The following is a 23,044-nucleotide window of genomic DNA, read 5'->3' as shown; positions in this document are numbered from 1 at the left end:
CAGGCTTTAAGAGGCTGCGAGGTTGGGGGCGATGCGCTGGCAGATCTCCACCAGGTTCTTGACCGCCTGAACCGAATGCAGCAGCGCGTCCTTCTCGGCGGAGGTGAGGTCGAGCTCGATGACGCGCTCGACGCCTTTGGCGCTGATGATTACGGGCACGCCGGCATAGATACCCTTCACGCCATACTCGCCGTTGAGATAAGCGGCGGCGGGAAGCACGCGCTTCTTGTCGTGCAGGTAGGACTCGGCCATGTCGAGCGCGGCCGCGGCGGGGGCGTAATAGGCCGAGCCGGTCTTCAGAAGACCGACGATCTCGGCGCCGCCGTCGCGGGTGCGCTGTACAATTTCATCGAGCCGCTTCTGGGTGATCCACCGCATCTTGACGAGGTCCGCCAGCGGGATACCCGCCACGGAGGAGTAGCGGATCAGCGGCACCATGGTGTCGCCGTGGCCACCGAGGACCATCGTGTGGATGTCCTGCGGGCTCACATCGAACTCTTCCGACAGGAAGTAACGGAAGCGTGCGCTGTCCAATACGCCGGCCATGCCCACCACCTTGTTGCGGGGCAGTCCGGACGTCTTCTGCAGAGCCCAGACCATCGCGTCCAGCGGATTGGTCACGCAGATGACGAAGGCTTCGGGCGCATATTTGCGCAGGCCTGCGCCAACCTGCTCCATGACCTTGAGGTTGATCTCGATGAGGTCGTCGCGGCTCATGCCGGGCTTGCGCGGGACGCCGGCGGTGACAATCACCACGTCGGCGTCCTTGATCTCGGCGTATTCGTTGGCGCCCTTGAATTTGGGAGCGTAGCCTTCCACCGGTGCCGACTGGGACAGATCGAGGGCCTTGCCTTGCGGTACGCCGTCCACGACGTCGAACAACACCACTTCGCCCAGTTGCCGGATGCCAGCAAGGTGAGCGAGCGTGCCGCCGATCTGGCCAGCACCGATCAAAGCAATTTTATTACGCGCCATGACTATCCCTCCCGACTTGCGCGGTCTTGGAGGCCGCGCCGTCATTACTTCCAACCGCTACGACATCGTTTGATGGTTAGATGTAATCGTGCTTGCGCGCAAGTTTGCGATGAAAATCGCCTGCATCTTTGGTTCGCAGTCGGGCACATTAGAGGTTAGTCTCGGTCGAGAAAAAGCACATCCCGGAGGGACGATGACCGGCGACCAGCCTGCAAAGAGCGGTTCCGGGCCGGATTCCGGCTCGGGGCCCGGACCCGACGAGGAGCGTCGCGCCCCCACGGACGAGGAGCTCGATGCGACCCCGCCATTGCCGATGGTGGTGTGGGCTGCGCGCTGCGCAAGTTACTTCCTGGCGCTCGGCGGAATCATGCTCGTGTCCTATGCCGTATACGGGTTCGACACCGATCCCAATAGTTTCCCGCCAGGCTTTCGGCTGAACCCGCTCCAGGCGTTGGTCAATTTGATCTGGGGCGCGGCCGGGACCCTGATCGGTTTCTTCCGCCCGCGCCATGCCACCGCGTTCGTTCTCGCCTTTGCCGCCTTCTATACCATCGTCGCCGGCTTTGGCACGTTCGAGGGCTCGGCGCTCGGGATGCAGCTGGGGACGTCCGCCAAAATCTTCTACTGGGTGGTCGTGGCGTTCGCCTGGGCCGCGGGGCTCAATGCACTGCTCAAGCGGAGTGATACCAGCTAGCCAGGCCCCCGCGATGAACCGCAGGCTGACTATTCGTCTCCAGCCCTAGTCGTCCTCGGGATAATCGCTTGCCGCGGGCGCGCCGGCTGTCTCGGCCGGGGCCGGAACGATTGTCGCGAGCGGCGCCCCCTTGGGCTTGATCCGAACCACATAGAGCGTGGCGGCCTCCGTCTTGCTCGGATTCCACCCGCGATGCACCACGTTCGGCGCAAGGACGTTGGTCTTGCCTTTGGCGACCTCGTAAGGGGGCTTGCCCTCCTCCTCGAGCATGATCGATCCGTGGAGCGCGTATTCGATCTCGACCGCGTCCTTATGGATGTGCCAGGGCACCGCGCTTTGGGGCGGGAAGGTATACATCTGAATATCGACCTCCTTGTCGGGGTCGGTGGCGAGAGGCTCCGTCGCAATGTGCTCGGCTTGGACCTTGGGCGGTGCGCCCGGTTCGCGGGCGTGCACGGCGGGTGCGCCGGCCCAAAGCGCGAGCAGAAATAAGGCGCCGGCGAGGGCGCGGGTGGTCTTCGTCAGGGTCATTGGGGCAGAATAGCCCAGGAGCTGTCCGGGCCTAGGGATTTCTATGGCGAGGGGGGCGTTTGCCCCGCCGCAAATGGCCCGCAATCTCGCGTTACGGCGTGTTCGAGGCTTATGGGAAGACATGAACTTGGGCGCATTTCGCGAAATCTTAGGCGCAGCACGGGATGCGTTTTCGGCACGGTCGGCGTTGCGCGTCACCTTGACGGCCGCGCTGGCAATGTTTGCCTCCGGGTGCGGCGGCGGCTTTTCGGGTCCTGAACAGGCCATCCAGGATCTTACACGCGTCGATTACGGCAAGCCTTATATCGGCATGAGCAAGCAGCAGGTCCTGCAATGCGCCGGTCAGCCGCGCTCCCAGATCCCGGCCAGCGGCGGCGCCGAAACGCTCATCTACCACTACAAAGGGGCCGGGCCGGTTCCGGGCGGCACGCCGAAGGACGCCACCTGCACCGCGAGCCTGACCTTCCAAGGCGGCAACTTGATCCGCGTGAACTATTCGCACAAGGAAGGCCGCAGCCCCTATGCCTGGCAGGCGGAGAAAGACCCCGAGAAGCAAGCGCAGATGAAGCGCGAGGGGACGCCGACCTGCGTGTTCTCGCTGCCGCGCTGCCCGAAATAGTCTCAATGAGACGCCCTGCCACGAAAAAGCCCGGCCGGGGCCGGGCGTTCTGCAAGAGATTATCGATTGGACCGGCGCGGGCGCCGGTCGCGTTTACATCCGCTCGACCATCTTCCGCTTCAGATTGGCGATCGCGGCCGCGGGGTTCAGACCCTTGGGGCACGCCTTGGTGCAGTTGAGGATGGTGTGGCAGCGATAGAGCCGGAAGGGGTCTTCCAGATCGTCCAGCCGCTCGCCCGTACGCTCGTCGCGGGAGTCCTCCACCCAGCGATTGGCCTGCAGCAGGATGGCTGGCCCGAGATAGCGGTCGCCGTTCCACCAATAGGACGGGCAGGCGGTCGAGCAGCAGGCGCACAGAATGCACTCGTAGAGGCCGTCCAGCTTCTCGCGGTCCTCATGGCTTTGGCGCCATTCCTTCTGCGGCGTCGGGCTGTCCGTCTTAAGCCAGGGCTCGATCTCCCGATGCTGCGCATAGAACTGCGTCATATCGGGCACGAGGTCCTTGACCACGGGCATGTGGGGCAGCGGGTAGATGGCGACGGCCGCGCCTTTGGCCTCTTCGGCGTGCATGGTGCAGGCGAGCGTGTTGGTGCCGTCGATATTCATCGAGCACGAACCGCAAACGCCTTCGCGGCAGGAGCGGCGGAAGGTCAGCGTCGGGTCGATCTTGTTCTTGATCCAGAGGAGCGCGTCCAGAACCATCGGCCCGCAATCGTTCATGTCCACCCAATAGGTGTCGACGCGCGGGTTGTCGCCGGTGTCAGGGTCGTAGCGGTAGACACGGTATTCGCGCCAGCGGCCGGGCTCGGCGTCCGCGGCGGGCGGGTTCCACTCTTTGCCCTTCTTGATCTTCGAATTCTTGGGAAGTGTGAATTGAACCATCTCAGCTTCTTCCTTTGCGCCGGCCGGGCCCAACCCTCGCCCGGTCAGCGTTCGACCCGCGTTCCTAGTAGACCCGTTCTTTCGGCTCGATGTAAGCCACCTCGTTCGACAGCGTGTAGGTGTGCACGGGGCGGAAATCGAGCTTGACCGTGTGCTTGCCGTAATCGGCGTAGGATAGGGTGTGCTTCATCCAGTTGGTATCGTCGCGCTTGGGGAAATCCTCACGCGCATGGGCGCCGCGGGATTCCTCACGGGCCAGTGCACCCTGTACGGTCACGGCCGCCTGAGAGATCAGGTTGTCGAACTCCAGCGTCTCGATCAGGTCCGTGTTCCAGATGAGCGACCGGTCCGTGACCTTGATGTCCGCCGCATCGTCCCAGACCTTCTTGATGCCCTTCACGCCCTCTTCGAGCACCTCCTTGGTGCGGAAAACAGAGCAGTCGCGCTGCATGGTCTTCTGCATGGCGAGCCGCAGTTCGGCGGTCGGCGTTCCGCCGTCGGCATAGCGGAACCCGTCGAAACGCGCGATGGACGCTTCGCCCGCGCCCTTCGGCAGTTCCGGAATAGCGGAGCCTTTCGGAATGAGCTCGGCGCAGCGAAGGCCGGCCGCCCGGCCGAAGACCACGAGGTCGATCAGTGAGTTCGAGCCCAGACGGTTGGCGCCGTGCACCGACACGCAGGCCGCTTCGCCCAGCGCCATGAGCCCCGGCACGATCGCGTCAGGGTCGCCGTTCTTGGGCGCAATTACCTCGCCATGCATGTTCGTGGGAATTCCGCCCATATTGTAATGGCAGGTCGGAATGACCTTGATTGGCTCTTTCCGCGCATCGACGCCGCCGAAGATACGGGCAAGATCGGAAATGCCCGGCAGGCGTTCGTCGATCAGGTCCGGATCCAGGTGGTCGAGATGCAGATGCATGTATTCGCCGTCGGGACCGTGCCCGCGGCCTTCGCGGATCTCGATGGTGATGGCGCGGGACACCACGTCGCGTGACGCGAGGTCCTTGGCAGAGGGCGCATAGCGCTCCATGAACTTCTCGCCTTCGGAGTTGCGCAGGAAGCCGCCTTCGCCGCGCGCCCCTTCCGTGATCAGCACGCCGGCGCCATAGACGCCGGTCGGGTGGAACTGCACGAACTCCATGTCCTGCAGGGGAAGGCCCGCACGCAGCACCATGCCGTTGCCGTCGCCGGTGCAGATATGGGCGGACGTGCAGGAGAAATACGCGCGGCCGTACCCGCCCGTCGCCAGGATCGTCTGGTGCCCGCGGAAGCGGTGGATCGACCCGTCAGCCATGTTGATGGCGATGACGCCACGGCAGGCGCCTTCGTCGTCCATTATGAGGTCGATGGCGAAATACTCGATGAAGAACTCCGCCGAGTGGCGCAGCGCCTGACCGTACATGGTGTGCAGCAGCGCGTGGCCGGTGCGGTCGGCGGCAGCGCAAGTCCGCCGCGCCTGACCCTTACCGAATTCCGTGGTCATGCCGCCAAAGGCGCGCTGGAAGATCTTGCCGTCTTCAGTGCGCGAGAAGGGAACGCCCCAGTGCTCCAGCTCGTAGACGGCCTCGGGGGCGTTGCGGCAGAGATATTCGATGCAATCCTGGTCGCCGAGCCAGTCCGACCCCTTCACGGTGTCGTACATGTGCCAGCGCCAGTCGTCCGGGCCCATATTTCCGAGAGCCGCGGCGATGCCGCCTTGGGCCGCGACCGTGTGCGAGCGCGTCGGGAAGACCTTGGAGATACAGGCCGTGCGCAGGCCCGCCTCGCTGGCGCCGACCACGGCGCGCAGGCCCGATCCGCCTGCGCCCACGACGATGACGTCATAGGCGTGGTCGGTGATCTCGTAAGCTCGGCCGTTCACACTGACGGCATTGTGCGGCGTGTTTGGCGTGGCGTCTTGAGGCATTTCGCATCAGCCTCCGAAACTGATTTTCAAAATGGCGAGGGTCGAGGCGATGGCGACCACCGCGGCGAAAAACGTGGCGAGCATGAGCGAGGCGGTCTTGCAGAGCTTGTTGTGGAGATAGTCCTCGATGATCTCGCGCAAGCCGATCCGCATATGGATCGCGGCGGACCAGATAAGCGCCAGCATCAGCACCGCCACGACCGGGTTGGCGAGACACTCTTTGACCTTCTCGTAGCCCGCTCCTGCATGAGATACGACGAACCAAATCAGAAAGATCACAAGCGGAACGTTGGCGACGGCCGTCAGCCGCTGGCGCCAAAACGTTTCCGTGCCGTGATGGGCGGCGCCGAGGCCGCGCACGCGCTTAAGCGGCGTCGCCATGGCTAGAGCCCTCCCATGACGTGATAGGCGGTCAGCCAGACGAGGACCGTCAGCACGACCGAGCCGATAATGGTGGCAAGCGCAAAGCGCTCCACCGTGGGTTTATCGAGACCCGTCCCCGTATCCCAGACGAGGTGCCGGATGCCGCCGAGCATGTGGTGGATCAACGCCCAAGTGAAGGCGAAGAGCAGCGCCCGGCCCACAAGGCTGCCGAGGAAGCTTTGCACGCAATCGTACGCTTCCGGCCCCATGCTCACGGCCACGAGCCACCAGGTCAGCAGCGCGAAGCCCACGGCCAGTCCGGCGCCGGTGATGCGATGCGCAATCGACATCATCATCGTCAGCATCGGCCGGTAAATCTGCAGATGCGGAGAAAGAGGCCGCTCCGCCCCAAGCTTATCTGTCATTGGTTTTTGTATGTGTTGCCCAGTCCCGTCTTGTCATAACGCACAGAGAAGACAGGGGCAATCGCGACAGCCTGGGCCCTTTGACCCAGGGCCGACGCTGCCGAAGCGCGGGGTGCGCGCGCCGTAGGCTCTAAAATTTCAGCAGATTCAGGTCTCTAAGCGGGCTTTGCGATCTCGTAGCACGCTTCTTCGTCGTCGACGAACTTCGACATGATCCAGGTCTGCCCGCCGTCGAGCGACTCCCAAACGTGAGAGCCGACGATGTAGGCAACGCCCCCCATCATGCCGTCGTACGGTCCTTCCCAAGCCATGGGCAACTCCCCCAAGTCGCGGAACTAACAGGCTCAAGAATGGGTCCGAAAACTTTTACATAAGGTTTACACTAACGAATTGTGACGGGGACAACGGCCTACTCGGTGATGACCCCGCACGCGATCCGGGGTCCGGCATCGCCGGCCGGGTCCGAGACGTAGTCGTCGCCCTGCTCATGAAGCACGATGGCCGTGCCTTCGCCGGTGAGAAGGCCGGGCAGGCTCACCATCTGGTTCAGCACCTCGATGTGCAGCTTGCCGTTCTCCGGCACATGAATATTTGGCATGTCGCCGGCATGGGGCCCGGCCGGGTTCTTGAGGCCATGCGCATCTTCCTCCGGGTTGAAGTGGCCGCCGGCGGACTTGAAGTCCGGCGCCTCGCATTTGCCCGTCTCATGAATATGGAAGGCGTGCGTGCCCTCCGGCAGCCCGGTCAGGTCGGCATCGAGGAGGACGCCCGAGGGCACCGCCGTCAGCGTTACCGTGCCGACATCCTTGCCGTCCGGGTTCTGGAGGACCGCCTTGGCCGTGTCGGCGGCCAGCGCCGGTGAAACGACGGCTGGAGAGGCGAGGGTGACCATGACCGCACAAAGGGCAGCAAGACGAGACAGGTTTTTCATCGCGGAAACTCCTTCAGGGGGGCGCCTCACGCCGGTGAGGCCGGTTGAGTTTAGGGCTGCACTCTAACGCGCGTGCAAGGCCGAAGGGAGGCGGCGCGATCGCGCGTCGCCCTCTAGCACGGCCGCCCTAGCGCGGCAGGGCGACCCAGTAGTCCATGTCGAGCACGACACCGTCTTCCAGCGAACCGTCCTCTTTGACGCCCGGGAAGTCCGCGCAATTGCGGTCCTTTACGGCGAAGGTGCGCAGGCGCAGCGCGCCCGCATCCGACCGGCCCGGAAGCTCGGCTTTGTCCAGCACCTCGCTCCACGCATAGATCGTGTCGCCGGCGAAGGACGGCGCGGCGTGACGTGCCCCGTTGAGCCCCAGGACATGGAAGGCGTTGGCGAGGCCGTTGAAGCTGAGCGAGCGCGCTATCGAGATGATGTGGCCGCCATAGACCAGGCGGCGCCCGAAGCGCTCCTGGGACTCCCGGTGCTGATTGAAGTGCACGCGCGCGGTGTTCTGATAGAGGCGCGTCGCCATCTGATGCTCGGCTTCCTCGATGGTCTGGCCGTCCACATGGTCGATCTTGTCGCCGACCGCGTAGTCGCCCCAGCGGCGCGGCGAACCCGCCAGCGCGTAGTCGTAGACCGTGAGCTTCAGGGGCGGCAGCGCCTTGCCGAGCGTCTCGGGCGAAATTTCCTTGTCCAGTTCCGGGATCACCGCCTCCGGCGCGGGCAGGTCGAGATCCTTCTTCACTACCATGACCCAGCGCGCGAAGGACAGAACCGGCTCGCCGTTCTGGTTGCGGCCCGTGGTGCGCACATAGACCGTGCCGTTCTTGCCGCTCGAGTTCTGCTTGACGCCGATAACCTCCGAGGTCGAGGCGATGGTGTCGCCCGGATAGACCGGCGCGAGGAAGCGGAACTCCGCGTAACCGAGATTGGCGATGGCGTTGCGCGACACGTCGGGCACCGTCTTGCCGATCACGAAATGGAAGACGAGCGTGTCGTCGATGGGCGAGCGCGGATAGCCGATGCTCTGGGCGAAGGCGTCCGAGGATTGCACGGCGAAGCGGCCGCTATAGAGCGCCGTGTAGACGCTGACATCGCCGACGGTGATGGTGCGCGGCGTGGCGTGCACGATCTCCTCACCAACTTTGAAGTCCTCGAAATAGTTGCCGTTAACGGTGCGGTCGATCTTTGGTGTCTGGGTCATGTGGTCGTTGTTGCGAGTTTCAATCCGATGATGGAACCGATCAGCGTTGCGATGAAGAACAGGCGCAGCGCCGTGACGGGCTCCTTATAGACGAGGATGCCGACAATGGCAGTGCCCGCGGCGCCGATCCCCGTCCAAATCGCGTAGGCGGTGCCGATCGGCAGATCCCTGGCCGCCTTGTTGAGAAGAACGAACGAAAGCACAATGCAGACGGTGAAGATCAGGGTCGGCCAGAGCTTCGTGAAGCCTTCGGTGAGTTTGAGCGTCGAGGCAAAGCCGACCTCGAAGAGACCGGCGGCGACAAGATACACCCAGGGCATGGCAGGGGGTCCCTTCTGCTGCTTGCGACCAATCGCGCGCCGCGACGGCGCCCTCTCGGGCCTTGAGCCTGCAAGCCTTGAGCCTGCAAGCCTTGGGCTGCGAGAGGCGTTCAGCGCCGTGGGACCATAATTTCGGGGGGAGGCTCTGTCACCCTCCATAGAGGGTTGTGTGGCAGCGGCCCGCACAAGACCTGGCGCCGCATACAAAAATGGCGGCCCCGCACATCGCTGGGACCGCCATTTTTTGAAAACTAGGCTAGATCAGCGCTGATTAAGCGCGGTCGAGCTCGGCCGGGAGGTAGGAAGTCACTTCCATGCCAGCTTCGGACTCGGTGATCTCGGGCTTCAGCCACTCTTTCATGATCGTCTCCTTCGGTTCAATCAATGAAGTCATCCTACAATAATGGGGATGGCGGATGAGAACCGCATGACTCGCTCATGAAAACTATCTGAACGGAGTGCGGGCCTATCGCCCGCAGAAATGCACAAATGAAAATGGCGGCTCCGCCATCGCGAGAGCCGCCATTCATGGATTGCTAGATCAGCGCTGATTAAGCGCGGTCGAGCTCGGCCGGAAGGTAGGAAGTCACTTCCATACCAGCTTCGGACTCGGTGATCTCGGGCTTCAGCCACTCTTTCATGGTCGTCTCCTTTCGTTAAACGATACCCTAGGGTGCGACAATTTGGATGAGCGGCGCATGACGCGTCAATGAAAACAATCTGAACAGATTTAACGCGCGGCGCTCGCGGTCAAGCGGCGCGCTGAAAGGCAACGGAGCGCGCATACAAAAATGGCGGCCCCGCAAATCGCTAGGACCGCCATTTTCGAAAACTAGGCTAGATCAGCGCGAATTAAGCGCGGTCGAGCTCAGCCGGAAGGTAGGAAGTAACTTCCATGCCAGCTTCGGACTCGGTGATCTCAGGCTTCAGCCACTCTTTCATGGTCGTCTCCTTAGGTTCGTTCGGTGAACGTTATCGTCCCTAGATAATGGCGATTGCGGATGAGAACCGCATGACTGGCGCATTAACAGATTGTTACACGAATTACCTTTGCAAAACAGATAGTTACGATCTCCCGCAGATCGTCATCTGCGGCAATTTGTCAGAAACTGCGGCTCACTTGAACAGCAGCGACGCCTTTTCGAGGGTGTTGTAGACGCCCCAAAGAAGCGGAACACCCACGAACGTCCAGGCCAGCACCAGCTTGACCTTGTTGGCGCCTGAAACGGTCTCGTGATGGGTCGGTTCGGTCATTTAGGCCTCCATCGACGCTTTCAGTTCTTCTTCGGTCATGTGGTGCTTGTGGTCCACAGGCGTCATCAGCCAATTCAAGATGAAGCCGACGAAGAGAAGTCCCGCCATGATGTACATGGTGACGGAATAGGCGTCCGCCTTCGGCACACCGTGATTGATCTGGTATTCGCGGATGTAGTTTACCAGAACCGGCCCGAACACACCGGCCGCGGACCAGGCGGTCAACAGCCGCCCGTGAATGGCGCCCACATAACGCGTTCCGAAGACGTCCCGGAGATAGGCGGGGATGGTGGCGAACCCGCCCCCGTACATGGACAGGATCACGGCATACAGTGCGACGAAGAGGACGATGGAATCGATCCGACCCGTCCAGGGCACAAGGGCGTAGAGCACCATGCCGAGCGCGAAGAAGATCATGTAGGTGTTGCGCCGCCCGATGTAGTCGGAAGACGAGGCCCAGAAGAAGCGCCCGAGCATGTTGAACAGGCTCAAGAGGCCGACAAAGCCGGCCGCGGCCGCTGCCGTGATCTGACCCGGAAACATCTCCTGGCTCATGGCAGAGGCCTGGCCAAGCACGCCGATGCCGGCCGTCACGTTCAGGCAGAGCACGCCCCATAGCAGGTAGAACTGCGGGGTCTTCAGCGCCTCGTCCACGTGGACATGGGCGGTGGTGACCATCTTTTTCGGTTGCGCGGGGGGCTTATAACCCTCCGGAAGCCAGCCTTGCGGGGGGACTCGCACGAGGGCCGCGCCGATCATCATGAAGACGAGATAGACGATGCCGAGCGTGATGAAGGTGCCCATGACGCCCACATTGGTGGGGCTGGAAAAATACTTCATCAGCAACACCGACAGGGGCGAGGCGATCATCGCGCCACCGCCGAAGCCCATGATGGCCATGCCCGTGGCCATGCCGGGCCGGTCGGGAAACCAGGTGATCAGCGTCTTCACTGGGGAGATATAGCCGAGCCCGAGGCCGCAACCGCCGAGCACGCCATAGCCCAGATAAATGAGCCAGAGCTGGTGCAGATGGATGCCGAGCGCCGAGATCAGGAAGCCGCCGCCGAAGCACAAGGCGGCGGTGAACATGGCGCGGCGCGGGCCCACGCGGTCGAGCCAGGTGCCGGTGAAGGCCGCGGAGAGCCCCAGGAAGACGATGGCGAGGGAAAAGATCCAGCCGAGCTGGGTCAGCTTCCAATCGTCGGGCGCGGATTGGGTGATGCCGATCAGCTTGGTCATCGGCAGGTTGAACACGCTGAACGCGTAGACCTGGCCGATACAAAGATGGACGCAAAGTGCGGCAGGCGGCACCAGCCATCGGCTGAAGCCCGGTTTCGCCACCGTGTGCGACCGGTCGAGCCAGCCGAACAAGCCTCCAGAATCCGCGCTCACTGCGGTCGTCATAAGTGGACACTCCCCCCATTTGAATGGCGCATTTGTGCGCTTATTGGGGGCTACTCTGAACGGGCTTGCGCCGCATCGCAAGGCTCTTGGCGCCGCAGAGCAAAAAGGACGGCTTGGCCAACGCCGCTCGCGGCGGAGATCGCCAACGGGGCCCGGGACTTCGCCACGGCGACACTTGGCGACAACCGGGCTTGCCCAAAATGACCGGACTTGCCCAAAATAGAGAGGCCCCGCGCTCGGAACGGTGTCAGGGGGAATGCCTGCACCAGGGAGAAGAGCGCGGGGCCACGCCCCGATTGCGTCGATCGGAGGCGCTTAGCTTGCCTTCTTGAACCTTTCGGCTTCCTCGGAGCCGCCGGTGGCGTCACCGGCGGTGTAGGAATGCGCGCCGGCGCCGGCCAGCGCGCCGCCCTGAACAATGAGATATTCATCGCGGATCGGCTTGCCGGACAGGAAGCACTCCAGGATCTCGCGCGTGCCGGCGGCATAGCGTGCCTGGGCCGAGAGCGAGGTCCCCGAGATATGGGGCGTCATGCCATGGTGCGGCATGGTACGCCACGGGTGATCCTTGGGCGCCGGCTGCGGGAACCAGACGTCGCCCGCATAACCCGCGAGCTGGCCGCTCTCGAGCGCGCGCACCACGGCGTCGCGATCGCAGATCTTGCCGCGCGCGGTGTTCACCAGGTAGCTGCCGCGTTTCATCTTGCCGATCATGGCATCGTCGAACAGATGCTCCGTCTCTGGATGAAGTGGGCAGTTGATAGTGACGACGTCGCATGCCTTGGCGAGGGATTCGACATTCGGGTGGAATGTCAGCCCGAGTTCCTCCTCCACATCAACAGGCAGGCGGTGCTTGTCGTAGTAGTGCAGTTTCACGTCGAATGGCTTCAGGCGGCGCAGCACCGCAAGGCCGATGCGGCCCGCGGCAACCGTGCCGACGTCCATGCCCTCCAGGTCGTAGGACCGCTCGACGCAGTCGGCGATATTCCAGCCGCCGTTCACTACCCACCGATAGGCCGGGATGTAGTTCCGAACGAGCGACAGGATCTGCATGACCACGTGCTCTGCCACGCTGATGGAGTTGCAAAAGGTCACCTCGGCAACAGTGACGCCCTTGTCCATCGCTGCCTGCAGGTCGACATGATCGGACCCGATGCCCGCCGTCAGGGCCAGCTTAAGGTTCTTCGCCTTGGCGATCCGCTCCGCCGTCAGATAAGCGGGCCAGAAAGGCTGGGAGATGACCACGTCGGCATCGACTAGTTCCTTCTCGAATGTCGAATCCGCGCCGTCCTTGTCAGACGTGACCACGAGTTCATGGCCGTTGGACTCCAGGAACTCGCGCAATCCGAGCTCACCGGAGACGCTGCCGAGCAGTTCCCCAGGTGTGAAGTCGATGGCATCGGGTGTCGGGGCGGTCTGTCCGTCCGCGTAGCCCGCGATGTGGGGGATGGAGTCGCGGGCATATTTCGGCGGGAAACCGTCGATGGGATCGTCGTAGAGTACACAGAGAACTTTTGCCATATCGGCACTCCTTTAGTGGCGACATGACTGGGCGCTCGTGGACGTCCCGCAAGCGCCCACAAGCGGAGATGTGCGACGCGCCAGGCATGTCGCGCGTTGGGGGTCCCAAAACCCGAACTGAAGTTCGGTTGGGGACCGCGTTTCCTTGTTGTCGGCTGGCGCGGGTTTTCGGGTGCGCTTCTAAGGTGCCGACACGCGCATTACGCGCGCTCCGGCTGGACCGATCAAGCCGGCATTCCGAAAGGGCCGTTCGGCTTTTTCTATCGACGTTGCTGAGAGCGCTCTCCCGCGTTGGCACGTTTTCGTGAGCGATCCGAGGTTTCGAGCTTTCTCTAAACTGAGCGTCGCTCGTGATAGAAAATATCAATTAAACAGACGCAGTTCTCCGGTTAGACAATTCCGATCCAAAGTAAGAGTTGCCTTAGGACAAGACAGGGATAGCGAACGTGCTCACCAAAAAACTTCTCGATGGATATTGGCGGTTTCGGAACGACAGTCATCCGGCGGACAAGGGACGCTACGAGCAACTCGCTAGTTTAGGGCAGGCCCCGACCGCGCTGGTCGTGGCCTGCTGCGACTCGCGCGTGGACGTGTCGGCGATCTTCGGCGCAGGGCCCGGCGATCTCTTCATTGTCCGCAATGTCGCCAATCTCGTTCCGCCGTTTCAGCCCGACGGGAAGTTCCACGGCACGAGCGCGGCTGTCGAATATGCGGCGACGGTGCTCAAGGTTCCCAACATCATTGTGCTGGGTCACTCCCATTGCGGCGGAATGGCTGCCTACCGCGACAAGCTGAAAGGAAAGCCGGACGACACCGATTTCATCGGGACATGGCTGACGCAGCTAGACGGGCTCGATGTCAAGAAAAGCGACATCGAAAGACACGGGGAGGAGACGGCCTTCGAGCTCGCCGGTGTGCGCCAGTCGCTGTCGAACCTGCGCATGTTCGACGCGGTCCGCGAGAAGGAAGCCGCAGGCATGCTCGCCCTGCACGGGCTGCATTTCGACATCGGCAGCGGCGTGGTCCTTGCGCTCGACGAGGATACCGACACGTTCGCGCCGCTGCCCGAGACCGTCGAGGTCTGAGTGCGCGGGGTCCTACCGAGGCCCGGCGCCCCATCGTGATGTGGGCCTGGGAGGCCCGAATCTAGGCCGCCTTTTTCTGAAGCAGCCCGCGTTCGATCATGGTCTCGGCGATCTGGATCGTGTTGAGCGCGGCACCTTTGCGCAGATTGTCGGAGACGCACCAGAGGGTGAGCCCGTTGTCGATCGTCTGATCGTCGCGAATGCGGCTGACGAACGTAGCGTAGTCGCCGACGCATTCGACCGGCGTCACGTAGCCGCCATCCTCGCGCTTGTCGACCAGGAGGACCCCCGGCGCATCCCGCAAGATGTCCCGCGCTTCCTCGGTGCTCAACGGGTTCTCGAACTCGATGTTCACGGCTTCGGCGTGGCCCACGAAGACGGGCACGCGTACGCAGGTCGCGGTGAGCTTGATCTTGGGATCCAGGATCTTCTTGGTCTCGGCCATCATCTTCCATTCCTCCTTGGTCGAGCCGTCGTCGAGAAAGACGTCGATGTGAGGAATGACATTGAAGGCGATCTGCTTGGTGAATTTCTCCGGCGACGGAGGATCGGTCACGAAGATGCCCTTGGTTTGGTTCCAGAGTTCGTCCATCGCCTCCTTGCCCGCGCCGGACACGGACTGATAGGTCGAGCAGACCACACGCTTGATCTTGGCTGCGTCATGCAGCGGTTTCAGCACGACCACGAGCTGGGCCGTCGAACAATTCGGGTTCGCGATGATGTTCTTCTTGGTGAAGCCGGCTATAGCGTCGGGGTTCACCTCGGGCACGATGAGCGGCACGTCCGGGTCGTAGCGCCAGCAGGACGAGTTATCGATCACGACGCAGCCGGTCGCGCCGATACGAGGCGACCATTCCTTGGAGATTGCAGAGCCCGCGGACATCAGCGCGAAATCTACGCCGGTGAAATCGAAATTCTCGAGGTCGCGGCACTTCAGGCGGGCGTCGCCGTAGGACACCTCCCGGCCGACCGAGCGGCGCGAGGCGATAGGGATGACCTCGTCGGCGGGAAACTCCCGCTCCTCGAGGATATTCAACATCTCGCGCCCGACATTGCCGGTCGCGCCGATGACGGCGACTTTGTAACCCATTCCGGAACTCCTGATGGCGCGACGGCCGTTCGCTGGGGCGTGCGCGCAGTATTGGCGCGGATGTATGTGAAGGCGCGGCGAAAGTCAAAGCCGCCGAGAGCCCGCGGGAAGGCGCCCTAGTTCACCCGGCGGCCCGGCAGCTCGTCCTTGACCTCGGCGCATTTCTTGTATGTGAACTCGTTGACCATCTCGACCACTTCCGACCCGAGGAGGTTCGAGCTGTTGTCGAGGCCGGTGCCCGCATAGAGGACCGGGTAGATCATGAGCGGGGCCGACACGTCGCCCCAATTGATGCTCGCAGAAACGGCTTTGCCGTTCTTGAAGGTCACCTCGGGAGACAGTTCCGCCTCGACGACATAGGGCTCTCCTTCGCCCGTATGCAGCTCGCACGACACCGCGAACTTCTCCATCTTGATCGTGGCGTTGGGCTCGAGCATGGCGCCGGCCAAGTCCGCGCGCGACAGGTTGAGCTTAGATTGGCAGACGGCCCTGCCCCAGGGCCAGGAGAACTGATCGCCGAGCATCTTCGTCAGGCTTTCGGCCCGCCACGTCTTCTTGATGTCGCAGGCGATGTCTTCGCCCATCGGCTCGCGGGTCGCGATGATATCGCAGATCTCGATCTTGCAGGCCTTGCGGGCCTCCTTCTCCGCCTTTTCCTCGGGCGTCAGCTCGACCTTGGAGCTGACTTGCGGACCGAGCACGGGCGCATCCGGGACCGCGGTCTCGTCTTCGGGCACCGTTTCCGTGGCCTCGGGATCGGGGGCGTCCGCCCTGTCGCCGGCATTGTCGCTCTCCGTTCCGGCCGCCGCGCCGGTCTCCGCTGTATTGTCCGATGCAGAGGGTGCAGCCTCTGCGGCGTCAGGCTCGTCGGCTGCCCAGGCAGCCGGCGCCGCGAGCAACACGATGAGGGTGAGGGGCAGCCAAACGGAAGTGTGTCTCATGTCACCTAACTGGCATTGTTTAACGACGCGATGATGGCATCGCCCATCTCGCGGGTCCCGACCGTCTTGCAGCCTTTTTGCGCGATGTCGCCGGTCCTGAGGCCCTGGTCCAGCACGTTGGCGATGGCGGCCTCGATCTTGTCGGCGAGTTCGCCTTGGTCGAACGAGTAGCGCAGGCACATGGCGAAGCTGGCGATGGTGGCGATCGGGTTGGCCTTGCCTTGTCCGGCGATGTCCGGCGCCGACCCGTGTACGGGCTCGTACATGGCCGGCCGCATGCCATTTTCGTCGGCGGCGCCCAGCGAGGCGGAGGGCAGCATGCCGAGGGACCCCGTGGCCATGGCCGCTTCGTCGGAGAGCACGTCGCCGAACAGATTGTCAGTCACGATCACGTCGAACTGCTTGGGCGCGCGGACGAGCTGCATGGCGCAGTTGTCGGCGAGGATGTGCTCGAGCTTCACGTCCGAGTAGCTGTCCTTGTGCACCTTTGTGACCACCTCGTTCCACAGCACGCCGGTCTTCATCACGTTCCGCTTCTCGGCGGAGTGCACCAGGTTGCCGCGCTTGCGGGCCAGATCGAAGGCGACGGCGGCGATGCGCTCGATCTCGTAGGTTTCATAGACCTGCGTGTCTACGGCGCGCTTCTGGCCGTTGCCGAGATCGGTGATCTCCTTGGGTTCGCCGAAATAGACGCCGCCGGTCAGTTCGCGCACGATCATGATGTCGAGGCCTTCGACCAGTTCGCGCTTCAGCGAGGAGGCCTCGGCCAAGGCCGGATAGCAGATTGCGGGCCGCAGATTGGCGAACAGCTGAAGGTCTTTGCGGAGGCGCAAGAGGCCGGCCTCGGGGCGCTTGTCGTAAGGCACGCCGTCCCACTTCGGTCCGCCCACGGCGCCCAGCATGACCGCATCGGCCGCATGCGCGGTCTGCATCGCCGCTTCCGAAATGGCTTCTCCATGCTCGTCATAAGCGCAGCCGCCGATGAGATCGGTCTCGGTCTCGATCGAGATGGCGCCGGTGCCGTTCGCCCACTCGATGAGGCGGGTGACTTCGTCCATCACCTCGGTGCCGATACCGTCGCCAGGAAGAAGTAAGAGTTTGAATGAAGCCATGAATTTACGTCCGCCCTATGCTAAAGCAGCCACCGAGGAAAGGCCGGAAACAGTCCGGCGGCGCTTTGGGTAGCGGGAGTAGGACATGCTGACAAGGGTACTCTTGACTGTTGTTATGGTGGCGTTCGGCTCCGGCCTGGCCGCTGCCGCGGATGAGACGGAAGATTCGGCGGCCACAGCGGAGGCCAAGACCACGGTCGTGAGCATCGGGATCACCGATCACAAGGTGGACAAGCCGGAGCTGATGAAGCGCATGCTCCTGCCCAAGCCCCGCTTCAATTCGCCCGGGGTCGCGTACGGCTGGGTTGCTCACGCCAAGAAGGGCGACCGCGTTGAACTCCACCTTACGTTGGATGGCGAGTCCTTGATGCACAACGTCAACGAGGTCACCGAGGACGACACCGACGTGCTGATTCAGGCAGGCAAGACGGGCGTCCCCGCGGGCGGCTGGCCCAAAGGGCAGTACACCGCGAAGGTGACCGTCACCCGCGACGGCGAGACGGTTGCCGAGCAGGAAACCGATCCGATCCCGTTCGAGTAGGTCGGATTAGACCCAGGGTCTCCCGGCGGCGATCTTCTGCTCGTAGGCATCGATGTTCGCCGCCTTCTCCAGCGTGAGCCCGATATCGTCGAGCCCCTCGATCAGGCAGTGCTTGCGATGCGGGTCCACGTCAAAATGGATCTTGCCGCCATCGGGCCCGGAAATCTCCTGAGCCTCGAGGTCGATGGTCAGCCGCGCATTGTCGCCGCGCTCGGCGTCGTCGATCAGCTTGTTGATCTCCTCCTGCGGCAAGATGATGGGCAAGATGCCGTTCTTGAAGCAGTTGTTGTAGAAGATGTCCGCGAAGGACGGCGCGATGATGCAGCGGAAGCCGAAATCGAGCAGGGCCCAAGGCGCGTGCTCGCGGGAGGAGCCGCAGCCGAAATTGTCACCCGCGATCAGGATCTGCGCTTTCGTATAGGGCTCCTTGTGGAGCACGAAATCGGGATCCTTCGTGCCCTTTTCGTCATAGCGCAGCTCGGCGAAAAGGCCCTCGCCCAGGCCGGTGCGCTTGATCGTCTTCAGGTAGTTCTTGGGGATGATCATGTCCGTATCGACATTGATCATCGGCAAATGGGCGGCTATGCCCGTAAGTGTCGTGAATTTTTCCATGATGAACCTCTATTCGCTGAGCCATATAGAGCTTTCCGGACCGAGTTTCTACTGTCACAGTCCCGCACTGTGTTCGGGGCATGGTGTGACCGAACTTCGAGGGCCTAACGGGAGATCGAGCGCATGGCAGGCACGGTGATTTACGAGGCCCATCCGGCGATGTTCCGGGCCAGCCCCTTCTATTTCATCCTCTGCGTGCTGCTGATTGCCGTGTTCGGCCTCGGCATCATCCTGTTGCTCTACTGGTATCTCAAATGCCAGGCCACATCGCTCACCATCACCGACCACGAGTTGCTGTACGAGCAGGGCATTTTGAGCAAGGAGCGGCTCGCGGTCGCGCTGCGTCACGTGCGCTCCGTCCAGGTCAATCAGAGCTTTCTCAACCGCATTTTCGGCGTGGGCGAAGTCATCATCGCCACCGCGGGCGACGAGCCGGAATTCTCCGTCGGCGAATTGCCCGATCCCCATGAGGTGCGCGAGGCGATCAGCCGGGCGCAGGCCATGGGGGTGGACTAGAACGCGGGCGAGGGCATCGGCGACCGTATCGGAGGGCCTATGGGCGAGGGTGACCGGCAGGACCGAAAAGAGGCGACGAAGCTGTTCGTCGCGGTCGCGGTCGCGCTGGCCCTGCTCGTACTCGTCGGGATTGGCGCGCTCTACTATCTGGGCGCGGCGATGGGCTCGACCGATCCGTTCTCCGCCGGGCTCGGACTGAAGAACGCCGCGCTGATCTCGTTTGCGGTGTCCCTGGCCGTCATTTTGGTGATGGCGGTGGCGTCCGGTGGGGATGCCATTCTCGGCGAACTGCCGTTCACGATTCTCGGTTTTCTGATCTTCTTCGTGATTTTCTGGCTGATGATCGCCTGGATCTTCTAGGACCCGTTGCGGCTCAAGAGAGGCGTTCCGTCAGTTGGACGGTCCGAGCGTATTGGGCTGCAAGCCGGAGCTTGCCTGCTGGCTGCCGTTGACCAATTCGCGGTAGTAGTTCCGCATGGTCGTGCAGCGTTTCGGGCCCGCCGGATGCACCGCGTCGCCCTTCAGCTTCGAGATGAAGGTGCAGATCTCTTCCATGCCTTGGGCATCGAGCCAGCCCCATCTCACCCCGCGGCGGATGGCGAACAGGTCCGCCTTCGTTTCGCTGGCGCCAATGAACTGGTGCCCGCATTCATGGGAGTAGATGTAGAGCTTCACCTGTGTGGAAAGCCCCTGAATCTTGGCGGTGTTCATGATGAGGAAGCCAGGAAAAGCGCCGCCCCAGCTATCGAATTCCGGGTTCAGCACGGTCGGCCGCGTGCCGCAGTTGACCGGCACGCCGTCGATCTTGAGCGCGCCGTGCGGCACCTCTTTGGTCTGCGGGCCCGCCTGCTTCATATATTGGCTGACGCTAGGCGCCTGGGCGCGATTGCCGCGGAAGACGAACTCCTGCGCGCTTGCTGCATGGCCCCAGCCGACAGCCACCGCAAATGCGGCGGCAGCCAAAAGCAGGTACCCCGATATTGTCGCTTTGAACCCCATCCTTCGCCCAGTTTAGATGTGTAATGGTGTCTAGACAATGACCACGCATTGCCGCGGCGCTTTGCCCTCGCTCAAGTTCGGCACCGGCCTGCGCATGCGTTAGTTCGCGGCCTCCGACTCGATTCGTTCCATGTCGTCGTCGGACAGGCCGAAATGGTGCCCGATCTCGTGGATCAGCACATGAGCGATAATGTCCTCGAGCGCTTCGTCGTGGGTCTGCCAATAGGCCAGAATCGGACGCCGGTAGAGGAAAATCATCTCCGGCAGCGGCGAGACGTCGAGCACGCTTTGCCGGGTGAGATCGATACCGTGATAAAGGCCCAAAAGCCCATAGGGAGAGTCGATATGGAGGCTCTCGAGGACCTCGGATGCCGGGAAATCCTCGACGCGGATGACCACGTCCTGGGTCATGTCGCGGAACGTGGCGGGGAGCTGCGCGAACGTCCTGTTCGCGATCGCTTTGAAATCGCCGAGGTCCGGCATGCGATGTTGGTGTGACTGCGTCATGGTTCTTCGTGCATTTAGGGCGCCGCGGGCCCAAGGCAAGGGGATGGCGCGGGCCCGGCGAGGCAAATCGGCGCGGTGTGGTAGATTGGCCACCATGGCCGCCCGCAACATATCGGCATGGCTTGGCTTGGCGCTGCTGGCGCTCGCGGCCGCCGGGACGGCGCACGCCAAGCAGAAATGCCCGGCCGGGGCGGAATGCTCGTCCGATTGCGGCGCCTGGAACAATTGGTGCCGTCCGCCTTGCGGCGATTGGAACGGGTATTGCGCGGGGCCCCGGTCTCTGCCGGACACGCTTCTGGGGCTACAGCCCCGCAGCTTCTTCGCCGACCCGAAATGGACCAGCGCGGCTAGACCGGCTTCCCCGCAAGGACGATCGCTTCGCGCAAGGTGAAGGTGAGTCCGTCCGCGGTCTCGCGCGGGCGGAGCAGGGTCTGCAACGGCTCCTCGCCGAGCATCTCGCGCAAGCGCGCCACCGTTTGCGGGGTGCAGCGCATGCGCTCCACCCAAGCTTCGAAGCCGATGTCCTGATCCATAACCTCGGCGGACCGGAGCTCCAGGCCTGCCTCGTCGATCAGCGCGCACCATTCTTTGAGCGACGGCGCCCGGCCATGGCTGGGGTCGCGTAGCTTCTCAAAGCCGTTGTAGGTCGCGGCCGTGTCCGCATCGTCCGGGGAGACATTGTCCACCAGGGCGAAGATGCCGCCGGGGATCAGCACGCGCGCGGACTCCGCAACGAATTTCTCGGGCTTCGGAAAATGATGCGCCGCCAGCCGGCACGTCACGAGGTGGAAGCTCGTGTCGGGGAAGGGCAGGTCCTGGGCGTTGGCTTTGCGCGTGACGACATTCGTCAAGCCGCGCTCCTTCGCCAGACGCTTCACCTGCGCCAGCATTTCCGGCGTGATGTCGGACGCGGTGGACTTGGCGATGCCGGGCGCGAAGGCAAGCGCCGTGTGGCCGGCGCCCGTCGCGATGTCGAGCTGCCGCCAGGTGGGCTTGGTTTCGATCAGCTCCGTGAGACGGGCGAGCGAAGGCCCTTCCGCGTGCACGGCGCAGGCCGCGTAGTCGCTTGCCGCCTCACCGAACTTCTTCTGGACCAGCGATGTCATGCCGTGTCTCCAAAAAGCTGCGGTGAAGTCGAGCGGCTGCGTTAGTGCAGATCGCGGATGTCGACGAAGCGGCCGGCGATGGCCGCGGCGGCGGCCATTTGGGGCGAGACCAGATGAGTGCGGCCCAAACGGCCCTGGCGGCCTTCGAAGTTGCGGTTCGAGGTCGACGCGCAACGCTCGCCTGGGGCCAGCTTGTCCGGGTTCATGGCAAGGCACATGGAGCAGCCTGGCTCGCGCCATTCGAAGCCTGCGTCCAGGAAGATCTTGTCGAGCCCCTCTTCCTCGGCCTGCAGCTTCACGAGGCCAGAGCCCGGCACGATCATCGCGTTCAGGTTCTCGTTGACGTGCTGGCCTTCGACAACCTTCGCCACGGCGCGCAGATCCTCGATGCGGCCGTTGGTGCAGGAGCCGATGAAGATGCGGTCCAGCGCGATGTCGGTGACCTTCTCGCCGCCCTTGAGACCCATATAATCGAGCGCGCGGATCGCAGCCTGACGCTTCGTTTCGTCGGCGATGTCCGCCGGGTTCGGCACGCGGCCGTCGACGGCGACCACCTGTTCGGGGCTCGTGCCCCAGGTGACGATGGGCGGCAGGTTGGCCGCGTCCAGAACGATCTCGGCGTCGAAATGGGCGCCATCGTCCGTGAACAGCGTCTCCCAATGGGCCTTCGCCATTTCGAACGCGGCGCCTTTGGGCGCACGCGGGCGGCCCATGATGTAGTCGAACGTTTTCTGATCCGGCGCGATGAGACCGGCGCGGGCGCCGCCTTCGATCGACATGTTGCAGACGGTCATGCGGCCTTCCATTGAAAGGTCGCGGATAGCCTCGCCCGCATACTCGATGACATGGCCGGTGCCGCCGGCGGTGCCGATCTTGCCGATGATGGCGAGGATGATGTCCTTCGCAGTGACGTTCTCGGGCAGCTTGCCGTCCACGCGCACCAGCATGTTCTTGGCCTTCTGCTGGATCAGCGTCTGGGTAGCAAGCACATGCTCCACCTCGGACGTGCCGATGCCGTGGGCCAGCGCGCCGAACGCGCCATGGGTCGATGTATGGCTGTCGCCGCAGACGATGGTGGTGCCGGGCAGGGTGAAGCCCTGCTCGGGGCCGACCACGTGCACGATGCCCTGACGCTCGTCGAGCTCGTGATAATAGTCAATGCCGAAGTCCTTGGCGTTCTTGGCGAGCGCCGCGACCTGGGTGGCCGAATCTGGATCGTCGATGCCCTTGGAGCGGTCCGTGGTCGGAACGTTGTGATCCACCACGGCGAGCGTTTTCTCGGGCGCGCGGACGTTACGCCCGGCCATGCGCAGGCCCTCGAATGCCTGCGGGCTCGTGACCTCATGGACGAGGTGACGGTCGATATAGAGAAGTGAGGTCCCGTCGGGGGCCTCGTGGACCAGATGTTCGTCCCAGATTTTGTCGTAGAGCGTGCGGGGCTTTGCCATTGATCTGAACTCAACCTTTCGGACTTCCAAGCCTCAGATGGCGATTGAAATCCGGAAATTCCAG

The 23,044-nt window shown here is 63.0% G+C and carries 30 protein-coding genes; 6 read left to right on the top strand and 24 right to left on the bottom strand.

The features are described from left to right. Positions 1-6 precede the first annotated feature (6 nt). The gene (gene mdh / locus GL4_RS00515; RefSeq protein WP_045363361.1) at positions 7-975 is read right to left on the bottom strand and encodes a malate dehydrogenase; all 969 of its coding nucleotides are present in this window, start codon (positions 973-975) and stop codon (positions 7-9) included. A 193-nt stretch (positions 976-1,168) separates the two neighbouring features. Here mdh and GL4_RS00510 point away from each other — a divergent pair, with 193 nt between their 5' ends. Beyond that, a complete protein-coding gene (locus GL4_RS00510; RefSeq protein ID WP_045363358.1) occupies positions 1,169-1,669 on the top strand; it encodes a hypothetical protein in 501 nt (166 codons plus the stop codon). A 45-nt stretch (positions 1,670-1,714) separates the two neighbouring features. Here GL4_RS00510 and GL4_RS17670 read toward each other — a convergent pair whose 3' ends face one another. After that, positions 1,715-2,200 (bottom strand): cupin domain-containing protein, encoded by a 486-nt coding sequence (locus tag GL4_RS17670; RefSeq protein WP_052463997.1) that lies wholly within the window; start codon positions 2,198-2,200, stop codon positions 1,715-1,717. 121 nt (positions 2,201-2,321) lie between these two features. Between GL4_RS17670 and GL4_RS17665 the strand changes: the two genes are divergently transcribed. After that, complete coding sequence (locus tag GL4_RS17665) at positions 2,322-2,819, top strand: hypothetical protein (protein WP_045363355.1); 498 nt, start codon at positions 2,322-2,324, stop codon at positions 2,817-2,819. Positions 2,820-2,912: 93 nt separating this feature from the next. Here GL4_RS17665 and GL4_RS00495 read toward each other — a convergent pair whose 3' ends face one another. The 14 genes from GL4_RS00495 to GL4_RS00445 all read right to left on the bottom strand — a co-directional run bounded on the left by GL4_RS00495 (position 2,913) and on the right by GL4_RS00445 (position 13,023). Beyond that, positions 2,913-3,701 (bottom strand): succinate dehydrogenase iron-sulfur subunit, encoded by a 789-nt coding sequence (locus tag GL4_RS00495; RefSeq protein ID WP_045363353.1) that lies wholly within the window; start codon positions 3,699-3,701, stop codon positions 2,913-2,915. Positions 3,702-3,765: 64 nt separating this feature from the next. Continuing rightward, positions 3,766-5,607 (bottom strand): succinate dehydrogenase flavoprotein subunit, encoded by a 1,842-nt coding sequence (gene sdhA / locus GL4_RS00490; protein WP_045363352.1) that lies wholly within the window; start codon positions 5,605-5,607, stop codon positions 3,766-3,768. A 6-nt stretch (positions 5,608-5,613) separates the two neighbouring features. Beyond that, a complete protein-coding gene (sdhD, locus tag GL4_RS00485; RefSeq protein WP_045363350.1) occupies positions 5,614-5,988 on the bottom strand; it encodes a succinate dehydrogenase, hydrophobic membrane anchor protein in 375 nt (124 codons plus the stop codon). Between the two features lie 2 nt (positions 5,989-5,990). Further along, entirely contained in the window at positions 5,991-6,395 is a 405-nt protein-coding gene (gene sdhC / locus GL4_RS00480) for a succinate dehydrogenase, cytochrome b556 subunit (RefSeq protein WP_045363348.1), read from the bottom strand. Positions 6,396-6,550: 155 nt separating this feature from the next. Then, the gene (locus tag GL4_RS17345; RefSeq protein ID WP_156137327.1) at positions 6,551-6,706 is read right to left on the bottom strand and encodes a hypothetical protein; all 156 of its coding nucleotides are present in this window, start codon (positions 6,704-6,706) and stop codon (positions 6,551-6,553) included. A gap of 98 nt (positions 6,707-6,804) precedes the next feature. After that, entirely contained in the window at positions 6,805-7,326 is a 522-nt protein-coding gene (locus GL4_RS00475; protein WP_045363346.1) for a superoxide dismutase family protein, read from the bottom strand. 127 nt (positions 7,327-7,453) lie between these two features. Next, positions 7,454-8,524 (bottom strand): MaoC family dehydratase, encoded by a 1,071-nt coding sequence (locus GL4_RS00470; protein ID WP_045363344.1) that lies wholly within the window; start codon positions 8,522-8,524, stop codon positions 7,454-7,456. Continuing rightward, positions 8,521-8,844, bottom strand: coding sequence for a DMT family transporter (locus GL4_RS00465; protein WP_045363342.1), 324 nt, complete (start codon positions 8,842-8,844; stop codon positions 8,521-8,523). Before GL4_RS00465 ends, GL4_RS00470 begins: the two co-directional genes overlap by 4 nt. Positions 8,845-9,115: 271 nt before the next feature. Further along, positions 9,116-9,205, bottom strand: a complete 90-nt coding sequence (gene pqqA, locus GL4_RS00460; protein WP_045363338.1) for a pyrroloquinoline quinone precursor peptide PqqA — start codon at positions 9,203-9,205, stop codon at positions 9,116-9,118. 190 nt (positions 9,206-9,395) lie between these two features. After that, positions 9,396-9,485 carry a pyrroloquinoline quinone precursor peptide PqqA gene (pqqA, locus tag GL4_RS00455; RefSeq protein WP_045363338.1) on the bottom strand — a complete coding sequence of 30 codons (90 nt, stop codon included), beginning with the start codon at positions 9,483-9,485 and terminating at the stop codon, positions 9,396-9,398. 211 nt (positions 9,486-9,696) lie between these two features. Further along, entirely contained in the window at positions 9,697-9,786 is a 90-nt protein-coding gene (gene pqqA, locus GL4_RS17050; protein ID WP_045363338.1) for a pyrroloquinoline quinone precursor peptide PqqA, read from the bottom strand. Between the two features lie 174 nt (positions 9,787-9,960). Next, positions 9,961-10,098 (bottom strand): MFS transporter small subunit, encoded by a 138-nt coding sequence (locus GL4_RS17660; RefSeq protein ID WP_172653257.1) that lies wholly within the window; start codon positions 10,096-10,098, stop codon positions 9,961-9,963. Beyond that, positions 10,099-11,502 (bottom strand): L-lactate MFS transporter, encoded by a 1,404-nt coding sequence (locus tag GL4_RS00450; RefSeq protein WP_045363335.1) that lies wholly within the window; start codon positions 11,500-11,502, stop codon positions 10,099-10,101. It abuts the gene before it with no gap. 315 nt (positions 11,503-11,817) lie between these two features. Then, positions 11,818-13,023 (bottom strand): NAD-dependent formate dehydrogenase, encoded by a 1,206-nt coding sequence (locus GL4_RS00445; protein ID WP_045363333.1) that lies wholly within the window; start codon positions 13,021-13,023, stop codon positions 11,818-11,820. Positions 13,024-13,469: 446 nt separating this feature from the next. On the opposite strand from GL4_RS00445, the gene GL4_RS00440 reads away from it, so the two are divergent. Next, on the top strand, positions 13,470-14,108 hold the full coding sequence (locus GL4_RS00440) for a carbonic anhydrase (RefSeq protein ID WP_045363331.1): 639 nt from the start codon (positions 13,470-13,472) through the stop codon (positions 14,106-14,108). Between the two features lie 61 nt (positions 14,109-14,169). Here the strand turns inward: GL4_RS00440 and GL4_RS00435 are convergent, their stop codons facing one another. The 3 genes from GL4_RS00435 to leuB form a co-directional block, all read right to left on the bottom strand. Further along, entirely contained in the window at positions 14,170-15,198 is a 1,029-nt protein-coding gene (locus GL4_RS00435) for an aspartate-semialdehyde dehydrogenase (RefSeq protein WP_045363329.1), read from the bottom strand. 116 nt (positions 15,199-15,314) lie between these two features. Beyond that, positions 15,315-16,139, bottom strand: a complete 825-nt coding sequence (locus tag GL4_RS00430) for a hypothetical protein (protein ID WP_052463996.1) — start codon at positions 16,137-16,139, stop codon at positions 15,315-15,317. A gap of 5 nt (positions 16,140-16,144) precedes the next feature. Continuing rightward, positions 16,145-17,251: a 3-isopropylmalate dehydrogenase gene (gene leuB, locus GL4_RS00425; RefSeq protein ID WP_045363327.1), complete on the bottom strand. Its 1,107-nt coding sequence runs from the start codon at positions 17,249-17,251 to the stop codon at positions 16,145-16,147. Positions 17,252-17,336: 85 nt separating this feature from the next. On the opposite strand from leuB, the gene GL4_RS00420 reads away from it, so the two are divergent. Continuing rightward, positions 17,337-17,792 carry a hypothetical protein gene (locus tag GL4_RS00420; protein WP_156137326.1) on the top strand — a complete coding sequence of 152 codons (456 nt, stop codon included), beginning with the start codon at positions 17,337-17,339 and terminating at the stop codon, positions 17,790-17,792. Between the two features lie 6 nt (positions 17,793-17,798). Here the strand turns inward: GL4_RS00420 and leuD are convergent, their stop codons facing one another. Further along, positions 17,799-18,404 carry a 3-isopropylmalate dehydratase small subunit gene (leuD, locus tag GL4_RS00415; RefSeq protein WP_045363323.1) on the bottom strand — a complete coding sequence of 202 codons (606 nt, stop codon included), beginning with the start codon at positions 18,402-18,404 and terminating at the stop codon, positions 17,799-17,801. Between the two features lie 123 nt (positions 18,405-18,527). Between leuD and GL4_RS00410 the strand changes: the two genes are divergently transcribed. After that, a complete protein-coding gene (locus GL4_RS00410) occupies positions 18,528-18,920 on the top strand; it encodes a PH domain-containing protein (protein WP_045363321.1) in 393 nt (130 codons plus the stop codon). A 39-nt stretch (positions 18,921-18,959) separates the two neighbouring features. Beyond that, positions 18,960-19,280, top strand: coding sequence for a hypothetical protein (locus GL4_RS00405; protein WP_045363320.1), 321 nt, complete (start codon positions 18,960-18,962; stop codon positions 19,278-19,280). A 30-nt stretch (positions 19,281-19,310) separates the two neighbouring features. On the opposite strand, the gene GL4_RS00400 is transcribed toward GL4_RS00405, so the two are convergent. The 4 genes from GL4_RS00400 to leuC form a co-directional block, all read right to left on the bottom strand. Then, positions 19,311-19,919, bottom strand: a complete 609-nt coding sequence (locus GL4_RS00400) for a hypothetical protein (protein WP_052463995.1) — start codon at positions 19,917-19,919, stop codon at positions 19,311-19,313. A gap of 99 nt (positions 19,920-20,018) precedes the next feature. After that, on the bottom strand, positions 20,019-20,426 hold the full coding sequence (locus tag GL4_RS00395) for a metallopeptidase family protein (RefSeq protein WP_045369110.1): 408 nt from the start codon (positions 20,424-20,426) through the stop codon (positions 20,019-20,021). A 347-nt stretch (positions 20,427-20,773) separates the two neighbouring features. After that, positions 20,774-21,532 (bottom strand): class I SAM-dependent methyltransferase, encoded by a 759-nt coding sequence (locus GL4_RS00390; protein ID WP_045363319.1) that lies wholly within the window; start codon positions 21,530-21,532, stop codon positions 20,774-20,776. A 41-nt stretch (positions 21,533-21,573) separates the two neighbouring features. Continuing rightward, complete coding sequence (gene leuC, locus GL4_RS00385; protein ID WP_045363318.1) at positions 21,574-22,980, bottom strand: 3-isopropylmalate dehydratase large subunit; 1,407 nt, start codon at positions 22,978-22,980, stop codon at positions 21,574-21,576. Between the last annotated feature and the right edge of the window lie 64 nt (positions 22,981-23,044).

It is taken from the genome of Methyloceanibacter caenitepidi, from assembly GCF_000828475.1.
Classification (GTDB): domain Bacteria; phylum Pseudomonadota; class Alphaproteobacteria; order Rhizobiales; family Methyloligellaceae; genus Methyloceanibacter; species Methyloceanibacter caenitepidi.
This window is presented reverse-complemented; position numbering and strand designations above follow the sequence as displayed.

Excerpts from the sequence above, each read along its gene's own strand:
- GL4_RS00465 (WP_045363342.1), bottom strand. The coding sequence starts at position 8,844 with ATGCCCTGGGTGTATCTTGTCGCCGCCGGTCTCTTCGAGGTCGGCTTT.
- GL4_RS17660 (WP_172653257.1), bottom strand. The coding sequence starts at position 10,098 with ATGACCGAACCGACCCATCACGAGACCGTTTCAGGCGCCAACAAGGTC.
- GL4_RS00470 (WP_045363344.1), bottom strand. The coding sequence starts at position 8,524 with ATGACCCAGACACCAAAGATCGACCGCACCGTTAACGGCAACTATTTC.
- GL4_RS00495 (WP_045363353.1), bottom strand. The coding sequence starts at position 3,701 with ATGGTTCAATTCACACTTCCCAAGAATTCGAAGATCAAGAAGGGCAAA.
- GL4_RS00430 (WP_052463996.1), bottom strand. The coding sequence starts at position 16,139 with ATGAGACACACTTCCGTTTGGCTGCCCCTCACCCTCATCGTGTTGCTC.
- GL4_RS17345 (WP_156137327.1), bottom strand. The coding sequence starts at position 6,706 with ATGGCTTGGGAAGGACCGTACGACGGCATGATGGGGGGCGTTGCCTAC.
- GL4_RS00450 (WP_045363335.1), bottom strand. The coding sequence starts at position 11,502 with ATGACGACCGCAGTGAGCGCGGATTCTGGAGGCTTGTTCGGCTGGCTC.
- GL4_RS00475 (WP_045363346.1), bottom strand. The coding sequence starts at position 7,326 with ATGAAAAACCTGTCTCGTCTTGCTGCCCTTTGTGCGGTCATGGTCACC.
- pqqA (WP_045363338.1), bottom strand. The coding sequence starts at position 9,485 with ATGAAAGAGTGGCTGAAGCCCGAGATCACCGAGTCCGAAGCTGGTATG.
- GL4_RS17665 (WP_045363355.1), top strand. The coding sequence starts at position 2,322 with ATGAACTTGGGCGCATTTCGCGAAATCTTAGGCGCAGCACGGGATGCG.
- leuC (WP_045363318.1), bottom strand. The coding sequence starts at position 22,980 with ATGGCAAAGCCCCGCACGCTCTACGACAAAATCTGGGACGAACATCTG.
- GL4_RS00390 (WP_045363319.1), bottom strand. The coding sequence starts at position 21,532 with ATGACATCGCTGGTCCAGAAGAAGTTCGGTGAGGCGGCAAGCGACTAC.
- sdhA (WP_045363352.1), bottom strand. The coding sequence starts at position 5,607 with ATGCCTCAAGACGCCACGCCAAACACGCCGCACAATGCCGTCAGTGTG.
- GL4_RS00510 (WP_045363358.1), top strand. The coding sequence starts at position 1,169 with ATGACCGGCGACCAGCCTGCAAAGAGCGGTTCCGGGCCGGATTCCGGC.
- pqqA (WP_045363338.1), bottom strand. The coding sequence starts at position 9,786 with ATGAAAGAGTGGCTGAAGCCTGAGATCACCGAGTCCGAAGCTGGCATG.
- GL4_RS00435 (WP_045363329.1), bottom strand. The coding sequence starts at position 15,198 with ATGGGTTACAAAGTCGCCGTCATCGGCGCGACCGGCAATGTCGGGCGC.
- leuD (WP_045363323.1), bottom strand. The coding sequence starts at position 18,404 with ATGGAAAAATTCACGACACTTACGGGCATAGCCGCCCATTTGCCGATG.
- GL4_RS17670 (WP_052463997.1), bottom strand. The coding sequence starts at position 2,200 with ATGACCCTGACGAAGACCACCCGCGCCCTCGCCGGCGCCTTATTTCTG.
- leuB (WP_045363327.1), bottom strand. The coding sequence starts at position 17,251 with ATGGCTTCATTCAAACTCTTACTTCTTCCTGGCGACGGTATCGGCACC.
- sdhC (WP_045363348.1), bottom strand. The coding sequence starts at position 6,395 with ATGACAGATAAGCTTGGGGCGGAGCGGCCTCTTTCTCCGCATCTGCAG.
- GL4_RS00445 (WP_045363333.1), bottom strand. The coding sequence starts at position 13,023 with ATGGCAAAAGTTCTCTGTGTACTCTACGACGATCCCATCGACGGTTTC.
- GL4_RS00410 (WP_045363321.1), top strand. The coding sequence starts at position 18,528 with ATGGCAGGCACGGTGATTTACGAGGCCCATCCGGCGATGTTCCGGGCC.
- GL4_RS00395 (WP_045369110.1), bottom strand. The coding sequence starts at position 20,426 with ATGACGCAGTCACACCAACATCGCATGCCGGACCTCGGCGATTTCAAA.
- pqqA (WP_045363338.1), bottom strand. The coding sequence starts at position 9,205 with ATGAAAGAGTGGCTGAAGCCCGAGATCACCGAGTCCGAAGCTGGCATG.
- GL4_RS00420 (WP_156137326.1), top strand. The coding sequence starts at position 17,337 with ATGCTGACAAGGGTACTCTTGACTGTTGTTATGGTGGCGTTCGGCTCC.
- mdh (WP_045363361.1), bottom strand. The coding sequence starts at position 975 with ATGGCGCGTAATAAAATTGCTTTGATCGGTGCTGGCCAGATCGGCGGC.
- GL4_RS00405 (WP_045363320.1), top strand. The coding sequence starts at position 18,960 with ATGGGCGAGGGTGACCGGCAGGACCGAAAAGAGGCGACGAAGCTGTTC.
- sdhD (WP_045363350.1), bottom strand. The coding sequence starts at position 5,988 with ATGGCGACGCCGCTTAAGCGCGTGCGCGGCCTCGGCGCCGCCCATCAC.
- GL4_RS00400 (WP_052463995.1), bottom strand. The coding sequence starts at position 19,919 with ATGGGGTTCAAAGCGACAATATCGGGGTACCTGCTTTTGGCTGCCGCC.